The organism is Mesorhizobium sp. RSR380A (assembly GCF_054719385.1).
This window is the reverse complement of sequence record NZ_JBTTIB010000001.1, coordinates 3,494,336-3,519,019: the sequence shown is the minus strand read 5'-3', so window position 1 is coordinate 3,519,019 and position 24,684 is coordinate 3,494,336. Positions and strand designations below refer to the sequence as shown.

General features: G+C 62.8%; 22 protein-coding genes. 9 read left to right on the top strand and 13 right to left on the bottom strand.

All coding sequences use genetic code 11. The annotated features are described in order from the left end of the window. Positions 1–22: 22 nt before the first annotated feature. Positions 23–1,045 (bottom strand): glycosyltransferase family 2 protein, encoded by a 1,023-nt coding sequence (locus ACYG9Z_RS17045; RefSeq protein WP_023702337.1) that lies wholly within the window; start codon positions 1,043–1,045, stop codon positions 23–25. 130 nt (positions 1,046–1,175) lie between these two features. After that, positions 1,176–2,300 carry a nucleotidyltransferase family protein gene (locus tag ACYG9Z_RS17040; RefSeq protein WP_023752398.1) on the bottom strand — a complete coding sequence of 375 codons (1,125 nt, stop codon included), beginning with the start codon at positions 2,298–2,300 and terminating at the stop codon, positions 1,176–1,178. A 433-nt stretch (positions 2,301–2,733) separates the two neighbouring features. On the opposite strand from ACYG9Z_RS17040, the gene ACYG9Z_RS17035 reads away from it, so the two are divergent. The 6 genes from ACYG9Z_RS17035 to ACYG9Z_RS17010 all read left to right on the top strand — a co-directional run bounded on the left by ACYG9Z_RS17035 (position 2,734) and on the right by ACYG9Z_RS17010 (position 8,453). Beyond that, on the top strand, positions 2,734–2,886 hold the full coding sequence (locus tag ACYG9Z_RS17035) for a lasso RiPP family leader peptide-containing protein (protein WP_023684233.1): 153 nt from the start codon (positions 2,734–2,736) through the stop codon (positions 2,884–2,886). Positions 2,887–3,048: 162 nt separating this feature from the next. Then, complete coding sequence (locus ACYG9Z_RS17030) at positions 3,049–3,318, top strand: PqqD family protein (RefSeq protein ID WP_245259933.1); 270 nt, start codon at positions 3,049–3,051, stop codon at positions 3,316–3,318. 25 nt (positions 3,319–3,343) lie between these two features. Further along, positions 3,344–3,718, top strand: coding sequence for a lasso peptide biosynthesis B2 protein (locus ACYG9Z_RS17025; RefSeq protein WP_023702339.1), 375 nt, complete (start codon positions 3,344–3,346; stop codon positions 3,716–3,718). A 3-nt stretch (positions 3,719–3,721) separates the two neighbouring features. Then, complete coding sequence (locus ACYG9Z_RS17020) at positions 3,722–5,641, top strand: lasso peptide isopeptide bond-forming cyclase (protein ID WP_023752399.1); 1,920 nt, start codon at positions 3,722–3,724, stop codon at positions 5,639–5,641. After that, complete coding sequence (locus tag ACYG9Z_RS17015; RefSeq protein WP_023752400.1) at positions 5,638–6,612, top strand: phosphoenolpyruvate carboxykinase (ATP); 975 nt, start codon at positions 5,638–5,640, stop codon at positions 6,610–6,612. Before ACYG9Z_RS17020 ends, ACYG9Z_RS17015 begins: the two co-directional genes overlap by 4 nt. Before the next feature lie 5 nt (positions 6,613–6,617). Continuing rightward, a complete protein-coding gene (locus tag ACYG9Z_RS17010) occupies positions 6,618–8,453 on the top strand; it encodes an ABC transporter ATP-binding protein (RefSeq protein ID WP_023752401.1) in 1,836 nt (611 codons plus the stop codon). Positions 8,454–8,500: 47 nt separating this feature from the next. Here the strand turns inward: ACYG9Z_RS17010 and ACYG9Z_RS17005 are convergent, their stop codons facing one another. Next, entirely contained in the window at positions 8,501–8,773 is a 273-nt protein-coding gene (locus ACYG9Z_RS17005) for a hypothetical protein (RefSeq protein ID WP_023668815.1), read from the bottom strand. A 607-nt stretch (positions 8,774–9,380) separates the two neighbouring features. Here ACYG9Z_RS17005 and ACYG9Z_RS17000 point away from each other — a divergent pair. Both ACYG9Z_RS17000 and ACYG9Z_RS16995 read left to right on the top strand, forming a co-directional pair. Then, the gene (locus ACYG9Z_RS17000) at positions 9,381–10,058 is read left to right on the top strand and encodes a sugar transferase (protein WP_023668816.1); all 678 of its coding nucleotides are present in this window, start codon (positions 9,381–9,383) and stop codon (positions 10,056–10,058) included. 218 nt (positions 10,059–10,276) lie between these two features. Continuing rightward, a complete protein-coding gene (locus ACYG9Z_RS16995; protein WP_032903882.1) occupies positions 10,277–11,500 on the top strand; it encodes a polysaccharide biosynthesis/export family protein in 1,224 nt (407 codons plus the stop codon). 169 nt (positions 11,501–11,669) lie between these two features. On the opposite strand, the gene ACYG9Z_RS16990 is transcribed toward ACYG9Z_RS16995, so the two are convergent. The 5 genes from ACYG9Z_RS16990 to ACYG9Z_RS16970 form a co-directional block, all read right to left on the bottom strand. After that, complete coding sequence (locus ACYG9Z_RS16990) at positions 11,670–13,007, bottom strand: O-antigen ligase family protein (RefSeq protein WP_023684240.1); 1,338 nt, start codon at positions 13,005–13,007, stop codon at positions 11,670–11,672. Between the two features lie 336 nt (positions 13,008–13,343). Further along, positions 13,344–14,171, bottom strand: a complete 828-nt coding sequence (locus ACYG9Z_RS16985; protein ID WP_023684241.1) for an SDR family NAD(P)-dependent oxidoreductase — start codon at positions 14,169–14,171, stop codon at positions 13,344–13,346. 101 nt (positions 14,172–14,272) lie between these two features. After that, a complete protein-coding gene (locus ACYG9Z_RS16980; protein WP_023684242.1) occupies positions 14,273–14,758 on the bottom strand; it encodes an acetone carboxylase subunit gamma in 486 nt (161 codons plus the stop codon). Next, on the bottom strand, positions 14,755–16,959 hold the full coding sequence (locus tag ACYG9Z_RS16975) for a hydantoinase B/oxoprolinase family protein (protein WP_023752402.1): 2,205 nt from the start codon (positions 16,957–16,959) through the stop codon (positions 14,755–14,757). Before ACYG9Z_RS16975 ends, ACYG9Z_RS16980 begins: the two co-directional genes overlap by 4 nt. Before the next feature lie 12 nt (positions 16,960–16,971). Further along, the gene (locus tag ACYG9Z_RS16970) at positions 16,972–19,131 is read right to left on the bottom strand and encodes a hydantoinase/oxoprolinase family protein (protein ID WP_023752403.1); all 2,160 of its coding nucleotides are present in this window, start codon (positions 19,129–19,131) and stop codon (positions 16,972–16,974) included. A 110-nt stretch (positions 19,132–19,241) separates the two neighbouring features. Between ACYG9Z_RS16970 and ACYG9Z_RS16965 the strand changes: the two genes are divergently transcribed. Beyond that, positions 19,242–20,021, top strand: coding sequence for a helix-turn-helix transcriptional regulator (locus ACYG9Z_RS16965; RefSeq protein ID WP_023715548.1), 780 nt, complete (start codon positions 19,242–19,244; stop codon positions 20,019–20,021). A 19-nt stretch (positions 20,022–20,040) separates the two neighbouring features. On the opposite strand, the gene ACYG9Z_RS16960 is transcribed toward ACYG9Z_RS16965, so the two are convergent. From ACYG9Z_RS16960 to ACYG9Z_RS16940, 5 genes are all read right to left on the bottom strand, one after another. After that, positions 20,041–20,622: a DUF1349 domain-containing protein gene (locus tag ACYG9Z_RS16960; protein ID WP_023715547.1), complete on the bottom strand. Its 582-nt coding sequence runs from the start codon at positions 20,620–20,622 to the stop codon at positions 20,041–20,043. Positions 20,623–20,637: 15 nt separating this feature from the next. After that, positions 20,638–22,077 (bottom strand): aldehyde dehydrogenase family protein, encoded by a 1,440-nt coding sequence (locus tag ACYG9Z_RS16955; RefSeq protein WP_023746609.1) that lies wholly within the window; start codon positions 22,075–22,077, stop codon positions 20,638–20,640. Positions 22,078–22,242: 165 nt separating this feature from the next. Next, complete coding sequence (locus tag ACYG9Z_RS16950) at positions 22,243–22,728, bottom strand: hypothetical protein (RefSeq protein ID WP_023684247.1); 486 nt, start codon at positions 22,726–22,728, stop codon at positions 22,243–22,245. A gap of 99 nt (positions 22,729–22,827) precedes the next feature. Further along, positions 22,828–23,709: an ABC transporter permease gene (locus ACYG9Z_RS16945; RefSeq protein WP_023752404.1), complete on the bottom strand. Its 882-nt coding sequence runs from the start codon at positions 23,707–23,709 to the stop codon at positions 22,828–22,830. Beyond that, positions 23,706–24,665: an ABC transporter permease gene (locus ACYG9Z_RS16940; RefSeq protein WP_031244152.1), complete on the bottom strand. Its 960-nt coding sequence runs from the start codon at positions 24,663–24,665 to the stop codon at positions 23,706–23,708. The genes ACYG9Z_RS16945 and ACYG9Z_RS16940 overlap by 4 nt, the downstream gene beginning before the upstream one ends. Between the last annotated feature and the right edge of the window lie 19 nt (positions 24,666–24,684).

The window sequence follows — 24,684 nt, the reverse complement described above, 5'->3', positions numbered from 1 at the left end:
GCCGTCCCGGACTTGGCGGAGCCTACTTTTGCGCCGCCGTGCTGGTAGCGGCCATGAGGAAGCGCAAGGGCGGCACCGGCTGCTGCCGCGGGGACAGACCGGCGTGGCGAAACAAGGCATCGAGCTTGTCGGCGGCCACGCCGACAACGATAGGAATGAGGTTCGACTGGCTGGCCAGCGCATAGGCGGCGGCAGACGCCATGCCGCGCTCGGCCTTCACATCGAGGAAATTGCGCAGCCGGTATTTGTCACGCACATGCCGCTCGTGCTTGCGCAGCAGGGCCTTGGAGCCTTCCGGCAGGCTGTCGATCTTGAGCAGTGCCAGATCCGCATCGGCGAGGCGCTTCAGATCCTGTGTCTTGTGGCGCCCGCTCAGCGAATCGGCGCGCACGATCGCGCCATAGCCGCAGGAACGGATGACCTTGAAGCGTGCGCCAAGGGCAAAGGCGCGGGCGTACAGTTCATAGTCTTCGCCGAGACGCAGGTTCTCGTCGTAACGCAGCCCATGCCTGTCGAGGAAAGCTCTTGATATCACCGGCTTGAGAAAGCCGAGTTCGCCGCGCTGGACACGCCGTCTGGAGATGTTGCCCTCGATGAACCGCTCGAAGTCGAGGAATTCCGGGTCCGCCGAAAAGGACGGGGCGACGATCTTCGAGACATCGGTCGCCGTATCGTCACGGATCAGCATGATGTTGTCGGCGGCGAAATCCCAGTCGGCGCTGGCAAACAGCTGGCGAAACCGTCCCTGAAGGAAGAAATCGTCGGCGTCGAGAATGCTGATGAAAGGCGATTTCGACCCGGCAATGGCGGCGTTGCGGGCGAAGGACGGGCCGCGATTGGCGTCGAGCCGGATGACCGAAAGCCGGCCGCTGCCATCATCGGCAGCGCTGGCCACCTTTGCGGTGTCATCGGTGGAGGCGTCGTCGACGACGACGACTTCCGCCACCTCCGGCTCGCGCAGCGCCGAGGCGATGGCTGCGGGAATGGTCCGGGCCGCGTTGCGCGCCGCGATGATCACGCAGACCCGGGATTCTGTCATGGACATAGGGTGGCCTTTCGATTGCATAAAGTGTCGCGAGGCCCCTCGCCCTCCCGGCGCGCGGCGCCGGACCCCGATCCATCCCCAGCGGATCGGGACGGAACGTTATCTGCCTGCTGCATGACGACCCTCATCGTCACCGGCTTTCCCGCTCGAAAATCCGCCGGCTGAGGTCGGCTGACGCGGCCCAGCCGGCCTCGGTCAGGTAGCGGACAGGTTCGCGGCCGCACAATTCCCACAAAACGGTGCGCCGTTGCGGCCATCTGAGCGACGACAGCCACGGCGCGATGACCATGTGGAACAGGTCTTCATTGCCGATGCGTGACAGGATCCTGGTGGCCCGATCCGACAGCAGCGTGCCGGCGCCACCAAGCAGCACATCGGCGGCGCGCAGTACCAGCAGCAGGGTGTCAGCCAGCCCCTGCTCGACCGCGTAGTCGAGCACAGTCTGCTGCTCGGCCTCGCTCAGCCGACTGGCAGCGGCCCGGACATCGCAGACATAGCCCGCGCATGGCTCGCGGTTGAACAGCGCCTTTGCGACACTGATGCAGGACAGAAGCAAAGTGTCGGAGGCCGAGATGAACGGCACGCTGGAGCCGGCGATCGCAAGCGCGCGCTTGCGGCGCAGGAACCCTTCCGTATCGCGCGGGCTGGGCGATCCCGGCTGCTGGAGCCGGTAATGGAGATCGACGGTGGACAATTTCCGACCTTGGCTGCGAACCATGTGCTGCTCGCCCAGAAAGCGCACCCACCAGACGGAGCGGGACTTGCCGGCGACCTCGTAGCCGATCGAGCGCAGCGCATCGCGAGCCCTAAAGAAGCCGGCCGGCGACACCAATATGTCAACATCTCCGGACGGCTTCATGAAATGGTCGCCATAGAGCAGTTGCTGCTGGAGGGGCCCCTTCAGGAACACGAAATCGATGCCGCTGCCGCGCAGCGCCTTGTCGATGGCCATCGAATCCATGATGCCGGACGAGTTCATCGCAATCGTGCGCCGGCGATAAGTGTCGAGCCACTCGAGCAATCCCGGCGGCGTCTCGCCCGCCGGTGGGCGCGACAGCGCCTTCAGCATGAAGGTGGCGACCTTGTTCAGCCTGGCGATGTCGCAAACATCGGCAACGGAGATGGCCGGTGCAGGCGCGGCGCTGGGGCTCGCCCCGGAGGCGAAGAACAGCCGCAGGCACGCCTGCACATAGGCCACTTCGTCGGCGCAGCCAGCGGCGCGCAACCTTTCGAAGGTCCCTTCCTGCAAGGCCATCTGCTGCAGCATCTCCGCAAAAAATTCGCCAGGCGCGTTATATTGCAAGTGCGAAGCAAAGCATCGCCAAATTCATGCGCCGCGTCCAGTTTTTCCTTTGGCGCCAATTTCCTGCAACCTGAACGTTTCGCAACACAGTCCTAGATGCAAGGCGCCGCCTGATCGGGGCTTGTGACGGGTACGTCAGCAACAATTTTGTGGGAATGCGCCAGCGCCCAAGTGAGGAGCATTCGAAGGAAAATTGCTGAATTCTCCTGGGATGTGAAAATGCAAAGCGCTTTGATCACCATTGAAGGGAGTCGCAACCGAGAATTGATTAACGGCTGGTAAATCAGGCTTGACTCATAAATGCTGCCATGCAGCTATTGCGGTGCAGCAATAGCTCGCTGCCGGCAATCGACAGGCCGCTTCCAGTCCACAAGTGGAGAGTAAATTGGAACAGAATGTTGAAAAGCATGAGTACGAAACCCCTAGCCTGACGGTCCACGGCTCGATCGAGACCATCACGCAAGGCGGTAGCGGTACTACGGCACTCGACGCCTCGTTTCCGGCACATACGCCGGTCGGCGAACTCACCTTCTCCTGAGTATTCTCTCGTTGGGGTGACAAAGTCCGGACTCTGCAAACAGAGCGCACTAAGGAGAGTCGGGGGTCAAACCCCGGCTCTCGCGTCTTTGTCCGGAATTGCCGAAGCGTTGGTTGTGAGCGAGGTTTAGGAATGGACTGGAACCCCACGGACCATGATCGGATGAGCGCGAGCAAGGATGCCGTGGCCTGCGAATTCGGCAACGGCCTGGCGCTGCTCGATATGAGGTCCAACATCTATTACAGCCTGAACAGCGTCGGCGCCTATATCTGGGAGCTGATCCAGGAGCCGCGGCCGATTTCCGAAATCCGCAGCGCCGTGCTGGATCGCTACAATGTCGATCCGGAACGCTGCAAGGCCGATGTCGATGGATTGTTGAAGGGCTTGGCGGACGCCGGGCTTGCGAGGCTCCATGATGAGGAACTTGTCTAGAGCTTTCTCACTTAGCGGGCCGGAGATGCTCTTTCTCGCCCACTGCCTTGCGGTGGTCGTGGCGGTGCGGCTGGGGCTGACGCTGCTTTCCTACAACAAAGTGCGCCGCATGGTGACCCGGCTCGACGCGCGCGAACCAGCCGACATCGGCGATCTCAGGCGTGTCGCCTGGGGCGTGGCTGCGGCTGCCCGCCTGGTGCCTGGCGCAAGCTGTCTGACCCAAGCGCTTTCCGGCCAATATTTGCTTGCCCGCCAGGGCAACGCCTCAAAAATCCGCATCGGCATCGAGCGCGATACCGGCACCGAGTTGAAGGCGCATGCCTGGCTGGTCAGCGGCGACCATATCGTGCTCGGCGGCTCGCTTGGCGGGTTTAACCATCTCGTCGACCACGGCCAGTGAGCGATGAGCGGCGTCGCCGGAATTCTGCTGAGGCAGGAAGGCAGGCAGGCCGCCGCGGCCGACATCCAGCGCATGCTTGCCCGCATGCAGCATCGCGCGCCTGACGGCAGTTCGTGGTGGATCGACGAGGGCGTCGTTCTTGGCCACGCCTGGCTCAACACCACCGATGAAGCCGGCCCCGGCCCGCTGACCATGGCCGGCGGCAAGCTCGCAATCACCGCGGATTGCCGGCTGGACAACCGCGACGAACTCTTGGCCAGGCTCGGCATCCGGGACAATTCGGTTGCCGACGCCGTGCTTGTGATGCGCGCCTATCTGCGCTGGGGCGAAGCCTGTCCCGAATATCTGCAGGGCGACTTCGCCTTTGCCATCTGGGACGCCGAGCGCCAGAAGCTGTTTTGCGTGCGCGATCATTTCGGCGTCAAACCCTTCTACTACCATTCGAGCGACCGGCGTTTCGTCTTTGCTTCCGAGATCGGGCCGATCCTCGATGTCGGCGGCGTCGACATGCGCATCAGCGAACACCAGATTTCCGGCTTCCTCGCCGGGCTGCCCGACGATCCGCAATCGACTGCCTATGCCGATATCTTTCGCCTGCCGGCGCGCCATAGCCTGACGGTGACCGGGAACCAGGTGGTGTTGCGCCGCTACTGGCAGATCGAACCGTCGCCAAGACCGATGCGGGCGGACACGGCCGAGGAATTCCGCCATCTGTTCTCGCAATCGGTCCGCAACCGCATGCGCGGCACGCCTGCGGTCGGGGCGATGCTGAGCGGAGGCCTCGATTCCTCCTCGATCGCCTGCGTGGCGGGCCTGCAGAATGCCGCCCAGCAAAGACCGAGGCTGCCGACCTTCTCGCTGGTGTTCGAAAAGGGCTCGCCGATGGATGAGCGTCCGTTCATCGAGGCGGTGCTGGGCCAGCAGAAGGTCGACGGCACTTTGATTTCCGTCGGCGACTACGCGCCCTTCGCGGAATTCGAACGCATTCTGGAGGAGCAGGAAGAAACGTTCCTGGCCCCCGGCCTGTCGCTGACCCGCGACATCTACAGGACGGCCGGCGCCAAGGGCATGAAGGTGCTGCTGGACGGCCATGGTGGCGACGAGGTGGTTTCGCAAGGCCACGGCCATCTGCACGAACTCGCCGATGCCGGCAAATGGATGGAGCTGTGGCGTGAGCTGCGCAGCGCTTCCAACACTTATGGCGACGGCATGCTCGGCCTTTACTACAAGTTCCTGACCCTCTACGGGCCTGCCTGGCGCGTCGCGAGAATCAAGCGGTTCGCGAACCGCGTGCTTGGCAAATTGCGGCGCCATCCCACTGGGCGGCCGGCGACGAGCTGGCGCGGCCTGATCAATCCGGACCTGGCGATGCGCACCGACCTCGTCGAACGGTTCCGCAGGGCCGGCTATATGCCGCCCGCGGTCAGCGCCAGCGAGACCTTGACCCATCGCTGGCTGCTGTCGAACGGCATGGTGCCGCACGCCTTCGAGGTTCTCGACAAGGCCGCCGCCAATTTCGGCGTCGAGCCGCGCTACCCCTTCTGGGACAAGCCGCTGGTCGAGTTCTGCCTGGCGCTGCCCGGCGCGGAAAAGCTGAACCGGGGCTTTGGCCGCTCGGTGCTGCGCCGCGCCATGGAAGGTATCCTGCCCCCGGTGGTGCAGTGGCGGCGCGACAAGATCGATTTCACCTCGAACCTGGTCAAAGGCATGCTCAGCAATCACCGTGATCTCCTCGACAAGGTGCTGGTAGCGGATGCGGCGCTGATCGCGCCCTATGTCAATTTGCCCGAAGTGACCGCCGCCTACGGCCGCATCGCGCGGCAACCGGACGAAGCCACCCTGCCCGATGTCCAGTATGTCTGGCGTTCGATCGCGTTGTCGCTGTGGCTAAGGCAGGTGCAACAGCGCGGGAGCCATGCATGACACCGGCCAACATGCCACTCACCGATTCGATCCGCGATGCCGGCCATCCCAAGGCTCGCGCGCAACACTTCTACAGGGCTTATGGCCTGACGATCAGCTCGCAGGTCGAATTGCCCGAGCTGGAGCCGAGCGCGCCGGCGGCGGTCGATGTGGTGATTGCAGTCGGCCCGATCGACTTGCCAAAACCCTCGCCCGAGACCGGAACTGCTTTCCGCTTCGAGGCGCGTCAGCAATATCTGGCCTGGCGGACGGTCGGCGCCTTCCTGATCACCGATGCCTGCCGCATCGAGGTGGAGCCGGCGCCCGATGTCGACGACGCGCTGCTGGCGTTTCCGCTGCTCGGCCCGGTCATGGCGCTGCTTTTGCATCAGCGCGGCCTGCTCATCCTGCACGCCAGCGCCATTGCGGTCGGCGGCAAGAGCGCTGTCTTCATGGGCGACAAGGGCGCCGGCAAATCGACGACGGCGAGCGCGATGATTCGTGCCGGGCATCGATTGCTGACCGACGATGTCGTGGCGCTCGATCTCACGGACCGGCCGATGATCGTTCCGGGTTTTCCGCAGTTGAAGCTCGCCGCCGATGCCGCCGCCGCGTTTCCCATCCGCCAGGCAGAAATACGCCCGCAGGTGCATGCGGCGATCGACAAGATGCAGCATCGCCTGCACGCCGGATTTGCGGCAGACGCGGTGCCGGCGACCCGGATCTATATCCTCGAGCGCAGCGATAAGGCAGCGATCACGCCGCTGCCAGGCATCGGCGCCCTGCCGGCAATCATCAAATTTTCCTATGTGACGCGTTTCGGCCGTCCAGCCCTGGTCGGCGATTTTGCCACGACACATCTTCGCCAATGCGCCGCCCTGGCCAGCCAGATCGGCGTCTGTCGCCTCGAAGTGCCCACCGGGCTCGACCGTATCGGCGAAGCCGTCGCCCTGATCGAAAACGATCTGGCGGCCGACAAAGGGCCGCGGTGACTGACATGTCCGCATCGCAGATCCTGCGCTTTTCGTTTTACCGCGATGTCGCCGGCTTCGGCGCCGCCATGGCCCGGATCGGCGGGCGCAGGACCTTCACGGCATTGCTGTTCCTGATCCTGGGAAGCCTGACCGAAGGCATCTCGATCCTGCTTCTGGTGCCGCTGCTGCATCTGGTCGGGCGACCCGAGCAGAATTTCGCGGTCAGGTTGCCTGACCGCGACTGGGTGCGCTGGCTGGCTCCGGACGGAACGCTGCAATTGACCACGGTGCTTTGCCTGCTGGTCGGGCTTGTCGCGCTGCAGGCAGCGTTCAACCGCTATAAATCCGTCTACATGGCGCGGCTGCTGCTCGACTTCATCAATCGCCTGCGCATGAACCTGTTCGAGAGCATCGGCAAGGCGCGGTGGGGGATATTCGCGCGCATGCGCAGCTCCGATCTCGACCATGCGCTGACCGGCGATATCGACCGCGTGCAGTCGGCGGCGTTCTCGCTGCTGATGCTGGTGCAGATCGCCGTGCTTCTGGCGGGTTATCTCGTTGTCTCGCTGTTCATTTCGACAGTGATGACGGCGTTTGCCATTGTCGTCGGCATCGTCACCTTCCTGGCGCTGCAGCCGTTTCGGGCACGAGCCAGCGCCTTCGGCCGGGTTTTGACCAGCAATCGCCAGGAGCAGTACCGAACGGTCTCGGAGTTCCTCGGCGGCATCAAGGTGGCCAAGAGCCTGAATGTCGAGGCGACCTATTACGCGCAGCTTCGCGCGACGCTGGAGAAGATGAAGGCCGACAACATCAACTATGTCCGCAACAGCACCATCGCCACCGCTCTGTTCCAGGTCGCCAGCGTCATTGGTCTGAGCCTGTTCATCTATGTCGCTTTGGTCCGCTTCAACCTCTCGCTGGCCGAGATCGTTGTCCTGCTTCTGGTGTTCATGCGCATCGCGCCGCGTTTCATGGACATGCAGATGCAGGCGCAGCAGGTGCTGATCAACCTGCCGGCCTATGCCTCGATGCGCGACATGCAGGCGCGTTTCGATGCCGAACTCGAGCCGGCAAACCTCGAATCGGATGCCAAGCTGTCGCTCGATGTCGGGCTCAACATCCGCAATGTCTCCTTTGCCTATGAGGCCGGCGGCAAGCCGGTGGTGAGCGATGTCACCTTTGGCCTTCCCGCTGGCAAGGTAACGGCGCTGATCGGTCCGTCAGGATCGGGCAAGAGCACGCTTGCCGACATGCTGCTTGGCCTGCTCGAACCGAGCGAGGGCAAGATCCTGGCCGATGGCGTCGAGATCGGCGCCGCCAACCGCCGGCGCTGGCGCGACCAGGTGGCGTATGTGCCGCAAGACGTGTTCCTGCTGCACGATACGATCGCCGCCAATCTGCGCCTTGCCGCGCCGCAAGCCACTGACGCGGAGCTGTGGACTGCACTGCGCGCTGCGCATGGCGCCGACTTCGTCGAGCGGCTGGAGTTGCGGCTCGACACGGTGGTCGGCGACCGCGGCGTCCGGCTCTCGGGCGGCGAACGCCAGCGCATCGCGCTGGCGCGCGCGCTGCTGCGCAAACCTTCGCTGCTCATTCTCGACGAGGCGACCAGCGCGCTCGACTGGCAGAACCAGTCCCTGATCGCCAAGTCGATCGACGGCTTGCGCGGATCGATGACGATCCTGACCATTGCGCACAGGCCATCGATGATCGCCTTCGCCGACTGGGTGGTTGCAGTCGAAAACGGACGAATCGTCGAAGTGGGGCAATATCAGAGGTTGAAAGCGAAGGCCGGCAGCCGCCTGTCGAAAATGCTTTCAGGCGAGCAATCGGAACCCGAGCCGGCCGAAGCAGGCTGAGTCCGGCTGCAAGATGATCCGAGGCCGACCTTGCGGCTTCAGACTACTCAATGCACGCTGCGCCTCGCCGAGAGCTTCTCGCCTTCAACCGCCTTGTCGGCGCCGAGGCTTCTTTCGGCGTCGCGAGCCCTGTCGGCCGATGTCGGCGCGCTCCTGGCGATCATCACATACACCAGCAGGAAATAACCGATTTGGATGAGGACAGCGCAGCCGATGACGCGAAGCACCGTTGTGGTGACCGTCGCGCCGTCGACATAGGACCACGCGACCACGATCGCGAGGGCGAAAACCATTCCAATGACGAATTTTGGTAATGACATGTTCGGCGGCCCGTCAACCGGCCCGAGCATGCAAAAGCGATGACTTACCCACCCGAGTATCTCCCCATTCGCCATGCGAGCTTATTTAGCTGCTCTTTTTCGGCCGGTTGCTTCCGGCCTTCCCAACCCATCCAGACTCTATCAGGAATAATTTGCGACTCTATTAAGGCGCGAAACTGACGGCAAGGGCAACCTGCAATAATTTTCGGCTTGGCGGCGGCTTGGACTCCGCCATGCTGCGATGCACACGCAGGGGTGGTGACCTAACTCGTCATGCGCTTTATACTACAGTAGAATCTACAATGTTGATTAGTATTTTACTTGATTAATTTAGCAAAGCCAGTGATTCGAAAATCAGTTAAAGCCGTTCCCTCTGCGGCAAAGGACGATTTGCCCAAAACCCGCCGAAAAAAGGCATTACATTTCCTACGGTTGCTAATTATTCGTCACAAACCCGCCATAAAGGGCAAAATTTGGGCAAGGAGCGTTTATTATTTAGTCAATTCCTGACGTGACTATTTCAGCCATATGGGAAATTGTGTGTTGCGCTGCAGCATTTTTTTGGTATCGTGGCATAAACCATCCGTTCAACGTATGGAGCTTTTGCATGAGGGACGTTGCCAAGTCGGCCAATGCGGCATTTTCGCATGTCGGCGTAGATTTTCCGCCACCCATCGGCGGGCTGCTGAAGCGCAGTTTCGATATTTTCGGTTCACTTGTCGGCCTGGTGGCGCTTAGCCCGCTGTTCCTGATGGTGGCCCTTCTGGTCAAGCTTTCCGACGGCGGCTCGATCTTCTACGGCCACAAGCGCATCGGACGCGGTGGGCGGATTTTCCCCTGCCTCAAGTTCCGCACCATGGTCGAAGACGGCGAACGTGTGCTGGCCGCCTATCTCGCGGCCAATCCGGAAGCCAACGCCGAATGGATCGCGACCCGCAAGCTGAAGAACGATCCGCGCGTCACCCGCGTCGGCGCCGTTCTGCGCAAGCTCAGCCTCGACGAGCTGCCGCAGATCATCAACATCCTGCAGGGCGATATGAGCCTTGTCGGGCCTCGCCCGGTGGTGCGTGACGAGCTTGAGATCTACGGCAGCGCCGCGGTCTATTATTTGAAGTCGCGGCCGGGCCTGACCGGGCTCTGGCAGGTCAGCGGACGCAACGATGTCTCCTATGACAGCCGCGTCGCGTTCGACCGTCACTATGTCGAGAACTGGTCGCTGTTCGAAGACGTTCGCATCATCCTCAAGACCGTGCCTGCGGTGTGGATGTCGCGCGGTTCCTACTGACCGACCGCAACTGGTCAGCAATCGGGCCGGTACGGCCCGAAGCCAATCCGGTCCAAAGCTATTCGGCGATGGGCCGGTCTCGCATTGCAGCCATAGTATTCTGCCAGGTTCCGAAGGAGGCACTCGGCAGCAGGCCTATCGGGCGGATGGGGCCAAAACGGATCGGAAACGTTCAGTTGAAAACAGACATATCAGCGTATTTTCGCCTTGCCGGCCCGATGCGGCCGGCACGGCTCGTCGCCACGTGCCTCGCTCTGTCGCTCGCGGTTCCGGCCATGGCCGACGAGTACCGGCTCGGCTCGCAGGACAAGCTCAACATCCGCGTCGCCGAGTGGCAGACGGTGGAAGGCACGTTCCGTGACTGGTCGGCGGTAAACGGCGAATATTCGGTCGGTCCAGCCGGCAATTTGTCGGTGCCGTTCGTCGGCGAACTGCCGGCCGCCGGCAAGACCACGTCGGATGTTGCGGCCGCGATCAGCGTCGCCCTGCAGCGCAAGCTTGCCTTGTCGGACAAGCCGGAAGCCTCGGTGGAAATGGTGCAGTTCCGGCCGTTCTACATCTCGGGCGAGATCCAGACGCCTGGCCAGTTTCCCTATGTGCCGGAGCTGACCGTGCTCAAGGCGATCAGCATCGCCGGCGGCATCCGGCGCAACGCCGATTTCGGCACCCAGCTCGGCAAGGATCTGATCACCGCCAAGGGCAATTTCGACATTTATGACGACCAGCGCGTGCGGTTGATCGTCAAGCGTGCCCGCATCGATGCCGATCTCGCCGGCAAGGAGAGTTTCGAGGCGCCTAAGGAAGTCGAGGGCGACCCGCGCCTGGCGACAATCGTCGCCGACGAAATGCAGATCCTGATCTCCGACCAGAAAGCGTTGAAGCTGAAGCTGCAGGCGCTTGACGATCTGAAAGGGGTCCTGCAGTCCGAAATCGAGGCGCTGCAGAAAAAGATCGTCAACCAGCAAAAGCAGGTCGACCTGGCGCAGCAGCAGGCGGACAGTATCGGTCCGCTGGCGCAAAAGGGCCTGGTCGCCAACGCACGCCTGCTTTCCTCGCAACAGTCGGTCACCGATCTGCAGGGCAAGATCCTGGACTATGAGACGGCGATCCTCACCGCCAAGCAGTCGGTCAGCAAGGCGACGCAGGATGCCATCGATGCCCAGAACACGTTGAACTCGAGACTTGCCGCCGACCGGCAGCAGGTCGAAGCAGACCTCAACGAAGCCGCACTCAGGGTCAACATGCAACAGGGCCTGATGGCCCAGGCATCGGACCCGGCCACGACCGCCGCCATAACAAACAACAATGAAGAGCCGGCGCTCATCTATTCGCTGGTGCGCGTGACCGACGGCAAGACCAGCGAGATCGACGCCAAGGAAGATACGCCGGTGCTGCCGGGCGACGTCATCAAGGTGAAGCTGGCGCCGACGGCCAGTCAGTAGGCTGTGGGACTACGTCGCGATCCAGCGCTTTCTATCCATCCAGAGCAAAGAATTCCAATCTCCGTCAGGCCCGCCTGGCGGAGATTTTGCTATGTGCGATTTTAGGCCGCGAACCGATACGGCGCGCTGCTTTGAAGGAATTCACGCGGATGTCGCTGCTCCAAAGCCGCTATGCAGTTTTGGGTGACACGCATGGGCTTGCTTGATCGGCGGCCGGACGGCCGGCATGCCCGGGCCAGGCTGGTTCGCCCCTTGCCGCCTCCGCCGGCTCGAAGGCCGGCGACCAGCGCGTGCGGGTGACCGGCAGCCGCGCCAGCTTGAAGTAGCTGAAATACATCAGGAACGAGCCCATGATGTAAGGGTTGAGGATCTCGACCTCGACGAAGGAGCGGATGAGCAGCAGCACCATCACGCCGAAGAGCACCACCGATTCGGCCTGCCATGCCTTGAAGATCACCGTCGAAACGTGACCATAAAGCGTGCGCAGCAAGATCAGCGACACCATTATCGCGCCGGTGAAGCCGAGCTCGACAAGCGCCTCGACATAGGTGTTGTGGAAATGGAAGCCGGTGCGAGTGGTGATGTAGAATTCGTTCCACAGCCGCTCGGCTTCGGCAAAGCCCTGCACCCAATAGGCGGCATAACCGACGCCGAGGATCGGCGAGCGCTGCGCAGCGTTCCAGCCCTGCTCCCAAAGATATGTCCGCCCGGTGAGTGTCGAATCCTTACCAAAGAGGCCAAGCACGAAGTCCATGAGCCCGAGATTGAGCGCAACAACGGCCACCACGACGACCAGACCAGCGCCGACCACGAAGATCACCCGGCGATAGCGCCGCGACAAAAGCTTGGTCATAGCAAGAAGCGCAATCAGCGCCAGGACCGCCGGTATCGAGGCCATCGAGGTGGCGGAATGCGAGACCACCAGCACAAAGGCCGACAACAGCACCACAGGCACCGTTAGTATGAAGCTCAGCCGACCACGCCGCAGGAAAGTAAGAAAAACGACGGAGAAATAGATGCCAAGCGAGCCGACGAAGCCGACCTGGTTCTTGGAGGCGAAGGCGCCGACGAAGTTGTAGGTGCCGTCAAGCACGTCCTCGGAATAAGCCCCGACCTTGAGCGAATAGAGCAGGACGAAGAATATCCCGATCAGGGCGCCGAGCGTCAGGGTGCGTACGCTGACGGTGCGCGCCGCGACATAGGCGCAGGCAATGTGGGAAAAGTACTGGACCGCGGTTCTGGCGGTGATGCCGGGCGCCTGCGACCAGAAGACGGAGAAGCAGACATAGGCCGCGAACAGCAACGGCAGCCAGGCGCTAGACAACTGCCGCAGGAAGCGCCGGTAGTCGACGAGGATAAGCGGAAGCCAGACGGCGTAGTAGGCCAGGATCAGCACCTGGCCGAAAATGACGGAATAGGAGAACGCCCAGACCGATACGGCCACTGCAAAGGCGCCATAGACCGAGTTCTTCTCGGGGTCGACCAGCAGGGCCTTTGGAATTTTCATCTCAGAGTCCCGGCGACGCGGCCCAAGGTCGGCAAGCCAGACCGGCCGCAAGCCAGCCGGCATGTCCGCAAACAGGGGCGTGCAATAAACGGCATCTCCATTGTGCAGTGCAATATAACCTATCGCACGCCATGCTCAATGGCAAATCCGGTCACCTTGTCTTACATCGGAGCCGTTCACCGTTTTGCGGGAACGACGAACTGCTCTAACCCTTTGTTTTGATGCAATTCCTGTTGGAACCCGTTCACACTTTTCGTGGAATTGCTCCAGCGAACAGGGAGAGGTCAGCCGGTAGCCCACCCAGCACGGCAGCTCTGATCAGGCGAGGAGAACACACTACCACAGCGCCCCGCCGGTGATCTGGATGTTTTCCATGGTGATGCCCTTGGCCAGATCCGAACACAGGAACACGGCTAGAGCCGCGATTTCCTGCGGCTGCAGCATGCGCTGCTGGGGATTGCCCTTGGCGATCTCGGCCATCGCTTCCTCGGCGGTTCTGCCCTTGCCCTCACGCTCGACGACCTGCGCCACGTTGCGGCGCATCAGTTCGGTCTCGACCCAGGTCGGGCTGATCATGACGCAGGTGACACCGTGCGCGGCGCCTTCCAGCGCCACGCAGCGGGTAAGGCCTAGCAGCCCGGCCTTCGAGGCGCAGTAGGCCGGGTTGTCCTTCCAGCCGACGGAAGCCGCCGTCGAGCCGATGTTGACGATACGGCCCCAGCCGCGCTCGATCATGCCGGGCAGCACAGCTCGGGTGACGCGGAACGCTCCGCTGAGATTGGTGTCGACGATCTTGTCCCACAGCGCGTCGGAATGGCCGCAGACCGGCTGTTCTGCGGTGGTGCCCGCGGCATTGACCAGTATGTCGGCCGGGCCGATGGCGGCCTGCGCGTCGGCTGCAAACCGGTTGGTCACCTCGCTGTCGCGGACATCGAGATGGGCGGCACAAACCCTGGTGCCGTGTGCCGACAGGGCCAACCGCACGCGCTCGAGTTCATCGGCGCCGGGATAGTAGGCGGCGTCGGATCTGTCGGCGCCGGCGGGCGCGATGTAGGAGCCGACGGCGACATTGGCGCCGGCTTGCGCCAGGGCCGTAGCAATGGCGAAACCCATGCCGGAAAACCCGCCGGTGACGATGGCGCTGCGGCCGGAAAGGTCTGTCATGGTGGGCAGTCTCCGATGCGACGTACGATGCGTTTATTCATAGTCCGTCGCCGGCTAGGAGCGCTACCTTGCCGGCAACGCGGCCGTAACATCGAGTTTCGCTAAAGCGGTTTGCCCAGCCACTCGCGGTAGAAGCCTTCGAGATCTGGCTCGAAATCATGGACGATCGGGTAGCCCGGCGCCGCCGCTTCCACTTCGTGCATGGTGCCGCATTGTGGACAGATGAATTCGCGGATTTCCATCCATTGCGGATCGGGGATATCGCTGTTGGGATAGATCTCGCGCAGCGCTGCCTCGGTGTTTCGCACGTTGATCGCGGCCTTGAGCTTCCAGTTCTTGCGGTAGTCGCCGAAGGAGTGGCCGCATTCGCAGCGGGTGATCCGTTCATCGCCGCTTTGGCAGATGAAGAGGTGATCCGAGACCGGCAGCAGGATCGGGTCCTTCCATGCGACACGGTCCTGATAGACGGCGAGCATCTTGAAGAAGCGGTCGTCGTCCTTGTAGGCGCTCATGATGCGCTTTGTCTGCGGCCAGGGCAGCTTGCCTGCTGAGAGATCGCCGAGGACTTCCTTGCTGTATGAGGTCATGGCTTTGCTCCCGGCATGAAGATCGATCTGGCGTCGACGGTCCAGAAATCACTGAAATCCCTGGTGAAGCGCGACGATAGCTTGATCGCGCTGGCATACATTTTCTTCACCTCGGGCGCGAAGTCGGCCTTCTCGACACGGCCGCGTTCGGCAGCGATCCAGTCCGAAACCGGGATCGCCTTGGCCAGACGCTCTCTGCGCATGGCGGCACGACGTTCGACGATGGCGTCGATATCGGCAACCGGATAACCCTCGGCGTCGTCCTTCAGCACGATGCCGAAAATCTGGATCGCCGCCTGGCGGGTGAGAAAACCGTTCTCGGCATCCCAGGCGGTCTTGACCGGATCGCGCTCCAGCACGTCGCCGTAACCGCCGCCACCATTGTAGGAATGGCTGAAGATGTCCCCCGACTTGTGCGGCGAGGTGATGTAGGGGCCTTCGACCACGGCATGGTCGCCGCCGATGTTCTTCTCGTAGTCGGAGACATGCGGATCGATACCTGGGGCATGCGCGAGCGGTTCGCCTTTTGCCGCCAGTTCATGGATGTTGGAATTGCGTACCGCGCGATGCTTCTGGCAGGTCGGCGCGGGATAGCCGCCACACATGCCGCCATTGTCGAATACCCGCGAGGAGTGTTCCGAGGTGTGCAGTCGCAGGTGCGAGGTCTTGTTGATCAGCCAGGTCGAGACGAAGGAACAGCCGCCGCGATATTTGCCGGCGCCCCCTGAATTGGGGACAATCGAGCGGCCGATATAGACCATCGGCATCGATTGTTCCCAGACCTCGATGTTGCCCATGTCAGATTCCGGATTCCAGCCGACATAGGCGGTGTCGAGGCCATCGGCGATGGCCAGCGCGCCGGAGCCGGCGGCGGCGCATTCGAAATGCGCCATGCCGAACGGCGTACCGTACTGGCTTTCGCCGCCCATCTCGATCATCGGGCTGTTGACCTGGCCAACGAAGGCTTCCTCGACGAAGCCGCGCGCGACGAAGCCGCGCGACAAAAGGCGCTGGAACACGCCATAGGCCGGCAGCAGCAGCGCCCAGGATGTGGCGGTCGCCACCATCTCATTGTCGGGGTTGGTCCAGGTGCCGTGCGGCAGCTTCAGCTCGGTCGCCATCCAGGCGCCGTCATTGACCAGGCCCTCGAAATTCATGTGCTGGGTCAAGGTGACGAACATGCCGCCATCCATGCCGGCCGGCGTGCAGTTCATCGAATGGTAGCCCCAGGGCTGCGTGCCCTCGAAGTCCATGGTGATCTTGCCGTCGGTGGTGATCTCCATCTCGATCGGGATGTTGTAGAGCCAGTCGGGATCGCCAAGCAGCTGGAAGCCGGGCTTGCCCGCTGTGACATGGCCATAGAAGGTGTGGCCGCGATAGATGCCGGGCACGGTGAGCTGGCGGGTACGGGCGAGCTGGGCACGACGACCCTCCTCGATGAACTCCTTCGATACCTTCATCCAGTAGTCGAGGCCGATCTCCGAGATCAACTGCTTGACGCTTTCGCGCATGTCGATGCAGGAGGCAACCTTGGCCTTCTCGTCGAGCACCCAGTAGATCGGCATGCGCAGATTGCGCTCGCAGCGGATGACGTAGTCGCGCCGGATCTCGTCATTCTCGCCGATCTTTTCGGCGCAGACGAACAGGCCTTCGGTGAAGCGCTCCTGCGCCAGGCAGACGTCGCCGCCGGGCGTGATGCCGCCGGCCTCCAGCTCGTGGCAGACGGCACCTGCCCAGCCGACCAGCGTGCCTTCATGGAAGATCGGCACCACGTCCATGACGTCGGGCACCTGCACGGTGCCGATGAAGGCATCGTTGTTGGCAAAGATGTCGCCTTCGCGGATCTTCGGGTTTTCCTCGTAATCGTTCTTGATCATCCACTTGATGAAGCGGCTCATCGTGTGGACGTGGACCATGATGCCGTTGGACAGCGCGATCGCATCGCCCTCGGGCGTATAGATCGCCACCACCATTTCGCCGACTTCGCGCACGCCGGGCGAGGCCGAGATGCGGCGGGCCATTTCGCGGGCCGAGACGCAATAGGCGCGCAGCTTGGTGTGCAGCGTCTCGAATTTCAGCGGGTCCTGGTTGCGTAGCGTGAGCTCGGTGATGCCGTCATAGCAGCCGGTCTCTTCCATCAGCCGTTCTGATTCGAGCAGCCGTTCGCGCAGGCGCAGGGCCGAGGCAGGTTTGTCCAACATGGCGGTGCCCTTTCAAGAATGGGTGTAATGCAGCAGCGTCCACTCATCGACATGGACACGGTCCTGCGGATGAACAACGAGCGTGGTGGCGGGATGTTCGATGATGGCCGGACCGATCACCTCATGGCCGGGCTGCAGTAGGTCCATCTCGTAGAGATTGGCCTTGTGCCAGCGTCCCCCGATATAGGCCTCGCGCACGCCCTTGTGCGCTGCTGCCGGGGCCGACTTGCCGAGCGGGCGCTTCAAGAGCACCGGCTTGACCTTGTCGGCGGTGGCGATCAATCCGAGCTCGGTGATGGTGAAGCCGGCTTCGCCATAGCGCGAAACGCGATGGTTGACCTTGGCGTAGACCGCCTCGAATTCGTCGATGACCCTACGCATGTCGTCAGCCGAATTGACCTCGGCAAGCGGTGCCATGACCTCGACATCCTCGAGCTGGCCGGTGTAGCGCATCATCAGGAACGGCACGGTCTTGATCTTGTCTCTGATATGGCCGTCGCTGATCATCTCGTCGACCGCCGCCTTGGTGAGATCATTCCAGACGTCGGTGACCTTCTTGCCGAAAGCGAGCAGCTCGTCATCGCTTGCGCGGGCGCCGATGTCGTGCTGCGTCGAGACCGAATGCCGACGCATGAAATCGGCGGTGGTGCAGCCGAAGGCCGAGAAGGCGGCGGCAAACTGGAAGGTGATGATGTCCTTGAAGCCGATGCCCCTGGAGCAGCCGGCCAGATGCAGCGGACCCGAGCCGCCATAGGACAGCAGCGTGAATTCCGAGGGATGGATGCCCTGGCCGGAGATGACCCGGCGCAGCGCGTTGTTGGCATCGTCTTCCAGCATGTCGATCATGCCTTCGGCAGCCTCCTCGACACCGACGCCAAGGATGCTGGAGCATTTTTCCTCAAACGCTTTGCGCGCCTTCTCGACCTGCAAGACGACCTTGCCGCCGAGGAAATAATACGGGTTGAGGCGGCCTAGTATGGCGTCGCAATCGGCGATGGTGGGTTCGGTGCCGCCCTTGGCGAAGCAGATGGGGCCGGGGTCGGAACCGGCGCTTTCCGGCCCGAGCGAGACTTTCTTGGTCAGCGGGTCGACCTTGAGGATCATGCCGGCGCCGGCGCCGATCGTGTCGAGATGCAGCGTCGGCACGTTGAGCTTGAAACGGTCCATCAGCGGCTCGTTCTCGATCCGCGTCTGGCCGCGCGAAATGACGCCCATGTCGAAGGAGGTGCCGCCCATGTCCGAGCAGATCAGGGAGTCGTTGCCGATGAGCTTGCCGACATAGGCCGCGCCGAGAATACCGCCGATCGGGCCCGAAATCATGGTTTCGTGCAGGCGCGGATGATTGATCGAGGTCAGGCCGCCAAAAGAGAGCAAAGTCTGCACGCCGTATTTGAAGCCGTATTTCTTCGAGACGTCCTCGATGCCCTTGAGCTGCTTGCGGCCGCGGGACGTCGCGTAGGCCTCGATCAGCACCGAGTTCAGCCGCGACTGTTCGCGGATGACCGGGCGGACCTCGTGGCTGGTGTAGACGAGGATGTCGGCGCCGGCTTTCAGCACCTCCTCGCGGCAGATCTCGGCGATGCGCTTTTCGTGCACCGGATTGACGTGCGAGAAGATGGTCATGATGCAGATCGCTTCGACCTTGTCGGCGATCAGCTTCTTGGCCGCGATCGCAACCTCATGCTCGTAGAGCGGCAGCACGATGTCGCCGAACTGGTCGATGCGCTCGGTGACGCCATGGGTGCGGCGGCGTGGCACCAGCGGATCGGGATGGTGGTGGGTGACCGCATGCAGCCTGTCGGCATAGGAATAGTCGGCCCAGGCCTGCAGGCCGCGGCCCATCAGGATCATGTCTTCCAGACCCTTGGTGGTGATCAGGCCGAGCCGGCGGCCGGTGCGCGACAGCAGCGTGTTGAGCATGCCGGTGCCGGAATAGAGCACGACGTTGACGCCGGAAAAGAGCTGCTCCAGCGAGATGCCCCAGGCATCGGCCGCATCCTCGGCCGAGGCCAGGAAACCCTCGGCCTCGTTCTTCGGCGTGGTTGCCGACTTGCCGATCTTGAAGTGGCCGTCCTGGTCGACAAGGATCGTGTCGGTCATGGTGCCGCCGGCGTCGATGCCGATGACGATTGGATTGCCGACGATGGGGCTGGTGAGGTTGGGTTGGGTCACGGTCGCCTCAGGATTGCTGTAGGATGGCTCAAGCTAGATTCCTTGGGCGGCCTTGCGCCATATGCCAAAAGACACAATGTCCGCCGGACCGGGATCGCCGAGAAAAGGGCATGCGCATGGGCAATATCTGGGGGCCGCTCGCCAGGGCGATTGCCGCCACCGGTACGGACAGGCATGTCGACTGCCTGATTGACCTGATCGGCGCCGACATCGAGCACGATCTCGTCACCGTGACCCGATATTCGGCGACGCAGACGCCGGAATTCATCAAGCACCGGCGCTTCTCCGACGAGATGGTCCGGCGCTATCTCGACAATTACTACGTCTTCGACCCGTTCTATGCCTCGTGGCGGCGTGAACGCCGGCTGGGCATCCTGCCGCTGAAGCGGCTTGCCGACGACGAGGCCAAGCGCGGCCAGTACATAGCGGGCTTCCTGGCGCAGTCGGAAATCTGCGACGAGGTCGGCATCATGCTGGCGGATGGCGGCGACTGGTGCCTCGGCATCTTCCTCGACCGCTCAACCGCTTCATTCAAGGACAGCGAGATCGCGCTGCTGGACGAGCGGCTACCGGTGTTCGAGGCGCTGCATGCACTCGACACCAAGGCGCGGGGAGCAGAATTCTCCCGCACATCGGCGCCAACCGGCCCCGGCGCCTCCCCCCGGCAGGAGCCGACCATCCCGGCCAGCCTGTGGCCGGAGCTTTCCTTGCGCGAGCGCGAACTGGTGCAGCTGATCCTCGCGGGTCACCCGACCGCCAATATCGCCGAGCGGCTCGGCATCACCGTCGGCACGGTGAAGAACCACCGCCGCCGCATCTACGAGAAGCTCGACATAACCACCGAACGGGAGCTGTTTTTGGAATTCTTCCAGCATCGGGCAGACGGTTAGTCCGCCATCGATATGGCCGTCAGTCGTGCAATTGCCTGGAAATCGGCGGGCCGACAGTAAAGCCGGAGAATGTTACCTCAAACCCTTCGCGCTGCGGCGAGCAGCACATTATACCGACATCGACGGATTTGGAGATCGGGAAATAAGCCAGCCGCACCGGCTTCCACTTGCCATCGGTGGTATCAAGATATTGGATGCGGATCGCCTCGGCATGGCGGGTCAGCCGGATGCGCACGCCGTCGGGGCCGGTGGGAATGCTGAGCAGCGACCAGTCCGAGGTGTCGTTGGTGACCACCACCGAAAAGTAAGCCAGCCCGTCGGTGTATTCGATGCCGGCCTTGATCCAGTGCGTTTCACTCAGCCGCAGCATCAGCCCGGCCTGGTCGTAGAGCACCTTGTAGTCGCCCTTGACGGTGACTTCGGCGCTGAAGTCACCCTCGACCGGCCGATACAGGAAATGGCCATTGTCACGCCAGAAACCGTAAAAGGTTTCGCGCCAGAAGTCGGTTTCCCCGCCGGTGCGCACATGCACGATGCCATTACCGAAAGCATGGTGCGGCGGCGGGTTGAGCCAGGTCAGTTCCTCTTTCGCCGCTGTCATCGGTTCACCCGTCGATCAGCCGGCAAAGGTGTAGGCTGTCTTCACCGTGGTATAGAACTCCGCGGCATAGCGGCCCTGCTCGCGCGGGCCGTAGCTCGATCCCTTTCGGCCACCGAACGGGACGTGGAAATCGACGCCGGCAGTCGGCAGATTGACCATCACCATGCCGGCCTCGGAATTGCGCCGGAAATGCGTGGCATGCTTGAGGCTAGAGGTGCAGATGCCGGAGGTCAGGCCGAAGGGGGTGTCGTTGGCAACCGCAAGCGCCTCGTCATAGTCCTTGACGCGAATGACGTTGGCGACCGGCCCGAAGATTTCTTCCCGCGAAATGCGCATGGCGTTGGTGCTCTCGGTGAACAGCGCCGGCCTGAGATAGAAGCCGGGTGTTTCGCGGTCCAGCCGCTCGCCGCCGAAGGCGAGGTTGGCGCCTTCCTGGCTGCCGATGGCGATATAGTCCTCGTCCTGCTTCAGCTGGCTCGCATCGACGACGGGCCCGATCTGGGTCTTGGCATCGAGCGCATCGCCGATGACGAGCTTTTCCAGGCGCTCCTTGAGCGCGGCAACGAAGCGGTCGTGAATGCCTTCGGTCACCACCAGGCGCGACGATGCCGTGCAGCGCTGGCCGGTCGAGAAATAGGCGCCGTTGATGGCGCACTCGACAGCCGTGGCGAGGTCGGCGTCGTCGAGCACGACCATCGGGTTCTTGCCGCCCATTTCGAGCTGGAACTTGCGCATGTGCTCGACGCTTGCCGCGGCCACGCGTTTGCCGGTGCCGACCGAGCCGGTGAAGGTGATGGCGTTGAGGTCGGGGCTGTCGAGCATGGCCTGGCCGACCACCGAGCCCTTGCCCATGACCAAATTGAGCACGCCTTTCGGCAGGCCGGCGCGGTGCAGGATGTCGACAATGGTCCAGGCGCTCTCCGGCACCAATTCGGCCGGCTTGAAGACGATGGTGTTGCCGTGGGCGAGCGCCGGCGCGATCTTCCAGGTGGGAATGGCGATCGGGAAATTCCACGGCGTAATGATGCCGACGACGCCAACGGCCTCGCGGGTGATCTCGACGCCGACGCCCGGGCGCACGCTGGGCACCAATTCACCCGACAGGCGCAGCGTCTCGCCGGCGAAGAAGTCGAAGATCTGGGCGGCGCGGATGGTCTCGCCAATGCCCTCGGCCAGCGTCTTGCCCTCTTCGCGCGACAGCGCGCGGCCGATCTCGTCCTTGCGCGCCATGATCTCGTCCGACGCCTTTTTCAGCACGGCGTGGCGCACCAGCGGCGCCGAACGCGACCAGGCCGGGAAGGCGGCTTTGGCCGCCGCTATGGCCTGCTTTGCCTGTTCGGCGCCGGCCGAGGCATATTCGCCAACGACATCGCCCGTGTTCGAGGGATTGATGTTGCGCGAGCCGGCCTCGCCCACCCACTCGCCATCGATCAGATTTTTACGAAACAGGCTCATGTCGCGGTTTCCTTGTATTGGTTCGCTGGCGGTGCCGTATGCCTGAATTATTTATCAGACAAATGACGACACTGTGAGGGCTGAAATCTAGCTGCGGACTGGATAGCCGATGGCGCGCGGCTATGAAAGCCGCGACCTCAAGATGGACAATATGAAGCGGCCCTGTCAGGTCGGAAAAGTCCAGAACAGGCAAGCCAGCGTCGCCGCGGCGAAGATGACGAAGAACAAGCTCCTGAGCAGGATGTTGCGGCGCAGCCCGTTCATGGTGAAATGGCTGCCAACGATGGCCGCGGCGAACAGGAAACGCCAGTTCAGGAGCGCCCACAGCACGCTGCTCTGGCCGAAAGCCCAGCGGGCGACGAGACAGCCGACAATTGTGGCGAACAGGGCAATCACCGCCCAGAACAGCGCATCCGCAGCATGGGTCAAGACGATGCCGGCGGCGCGGATCGGCAGGATCATCATCAGCATGGCGCCGAAAAAATAGACGGCGGCGAGCGGCAGGAACGAGCCGGCATCGGCAATGCCGTCCAGCCGCCTCACGCCGATCGCGCCATAGGGATAGCCGTGCCTGGCCACCGCCAGGCTGAGCGCCATGAGCAATGCGGTGAGCACCGCGACCAATGCGAATGTAATGAGGGCCTTGCTCATGCCGTTCCTTTCTTTGAGGCCTGTCAGAGCCGAATCACGAGGAACGATTTTAGCGCACGGTCCGCGATTGCGCGTCAGCTTTGCTGAGCGTTCCGCTCTTCACCGATCGCTGTTTTCGAAGGCGCCCATGCCTTGCGCGATCAGATTGGTTGCCATGACAAGCGAAACGATGGCCGCCGAGTTGAAGATCACCACCCACCATTTGCCGCCGGTCAGGAAGCCGTAGCCGTCGGCGACCGCCAGTCCCCAATCGGCTGAGGGAGGCTGGATGCCGAGGCCGAGGAAGCTCAGCGTGGCGATCGAAAAGAAGGCGTAGCCAAGCCTTGTGACCAGCTCGATGAGGATGGTTTCCCTGACATTGGGCAGGATCTCGAGGAACATGATGGCAAGAGCGCTCTCGCCGCCGAGACGGGCGGCGCTGACATAGTCGCGGTCGCGCTGTTCGCGCACGGCGGCGCGCACCGTTCGCGCCACCAGCGGCGCATAGGCGATGCCGATCACCAGGATGACGGTGAGGTTGGACGACCCGAGCGCGACCAGCGTCATGGTGACGAGCACGATGAAGGGAAAAGCCATCAGCGTGTCGAGCAGCCTGGCGCCGATGGCGTCGATCAGCCCGTCGAAATAGCCGAGCACGAGGCCAAGCACACTGCCGGCGGCTACGCCGAGCAGGGTTGCTGCCGGCGCGACCAGCAGGATGTCACGCGAGCCGACGACGATGCGCGACAGCACGTCACGGCCAAGCTGGTCGGTGCCGAACCAGTGCGCCGCGTCGGGCGGCGCCAGCATGACGAGGAAATCCTCGGCATAGGGATCGTAGGGCACAAACAGGCTGCCGAACACGGCACAGCCGACCCAGAACAGCAGGATCAGCGAGCCGATGATGACCGAGGGCGGCAGCTGCGAAACAGTCTCGCGGATGCGACTTGCTGCCCGCCAGCCCAGCGTACGGCGCTCCGGCAATTCCATCAGTTCCATCATGGCGAAACACGGCGGCGCTGCCGCGGATCGAGCAAGGCATTCACGAGATCGCCTGCCGCGGCCGACAGCACGAAGATGGTCGCCATGACCAGCACGCCGGCTTCGAGCATCGGGAAGTCACGCGACTTGGCGGCGTTGAGCACCAGATTGCCGAGACCCTGTATGCCGAACAGCGCTTCGATCACCACCAGCCCGCCAAGCATGTAACCGGTCTGCGTCGCCAGCACGGCGATGGTCGGCGTCAGCGCATTACGCAGCACGTGCCGGATGAGGATTTCGCGACGCTCAAGGCCTTTCAGGACGGCGGTGCGCGTATAGTCGGCGGCCAGCGCCTCGATCACACCGGCCCGCGTCATGCGGGCGATGTAGCCGGCAAGGTTCAGCACCAGCGGCAGCGCCGGCAGGATCAGATAATAGCCACTGACCCACAGCCCGGCGCCATCGGGAGCAGCGCCGGTGATCGGGAACCAGTTCAGCCACAGGCCGAAGACGATGAGCAACAGCAGGCCGGAGACGAAGTCCGGGACGATGCCGAAGGACACGCCGGCGAGTACGATCAGGCGGTCGATAAAGCGGCCCTGGTTGAGACCGGCGACGATGCCGGCGCCGATGCCCAGCGGCAACAGAAAGACGAGGATAATTCCGGCAAGGGCCGCCGAGCGCTTGAGGCTTTCCAGAACGAAGGGCGCCACCGGCAGACGCAGCGACAGGGAGGTGCCGAAATCGCCTGACAGCACGCTGCTGAACCAGTGCCAGTATTGCACGAGCACCGGCTGGTCGGCGCCGAGCTGCCTGTTCAGCGCCGCGACGGCATCGGCATCGGCGAACGGCCCGAGCATGAGGCGACCGACATCGCCGGGCAGAACCTGCCCGGCGAAGAACACCAGCATGCTGACCAGCCACAGCGTGAGCAGAAGCGAGGCTGCCCGCACCGACACAGTGCGGCCGGTCAGCATCGGATTTTAGTGCCCGGAG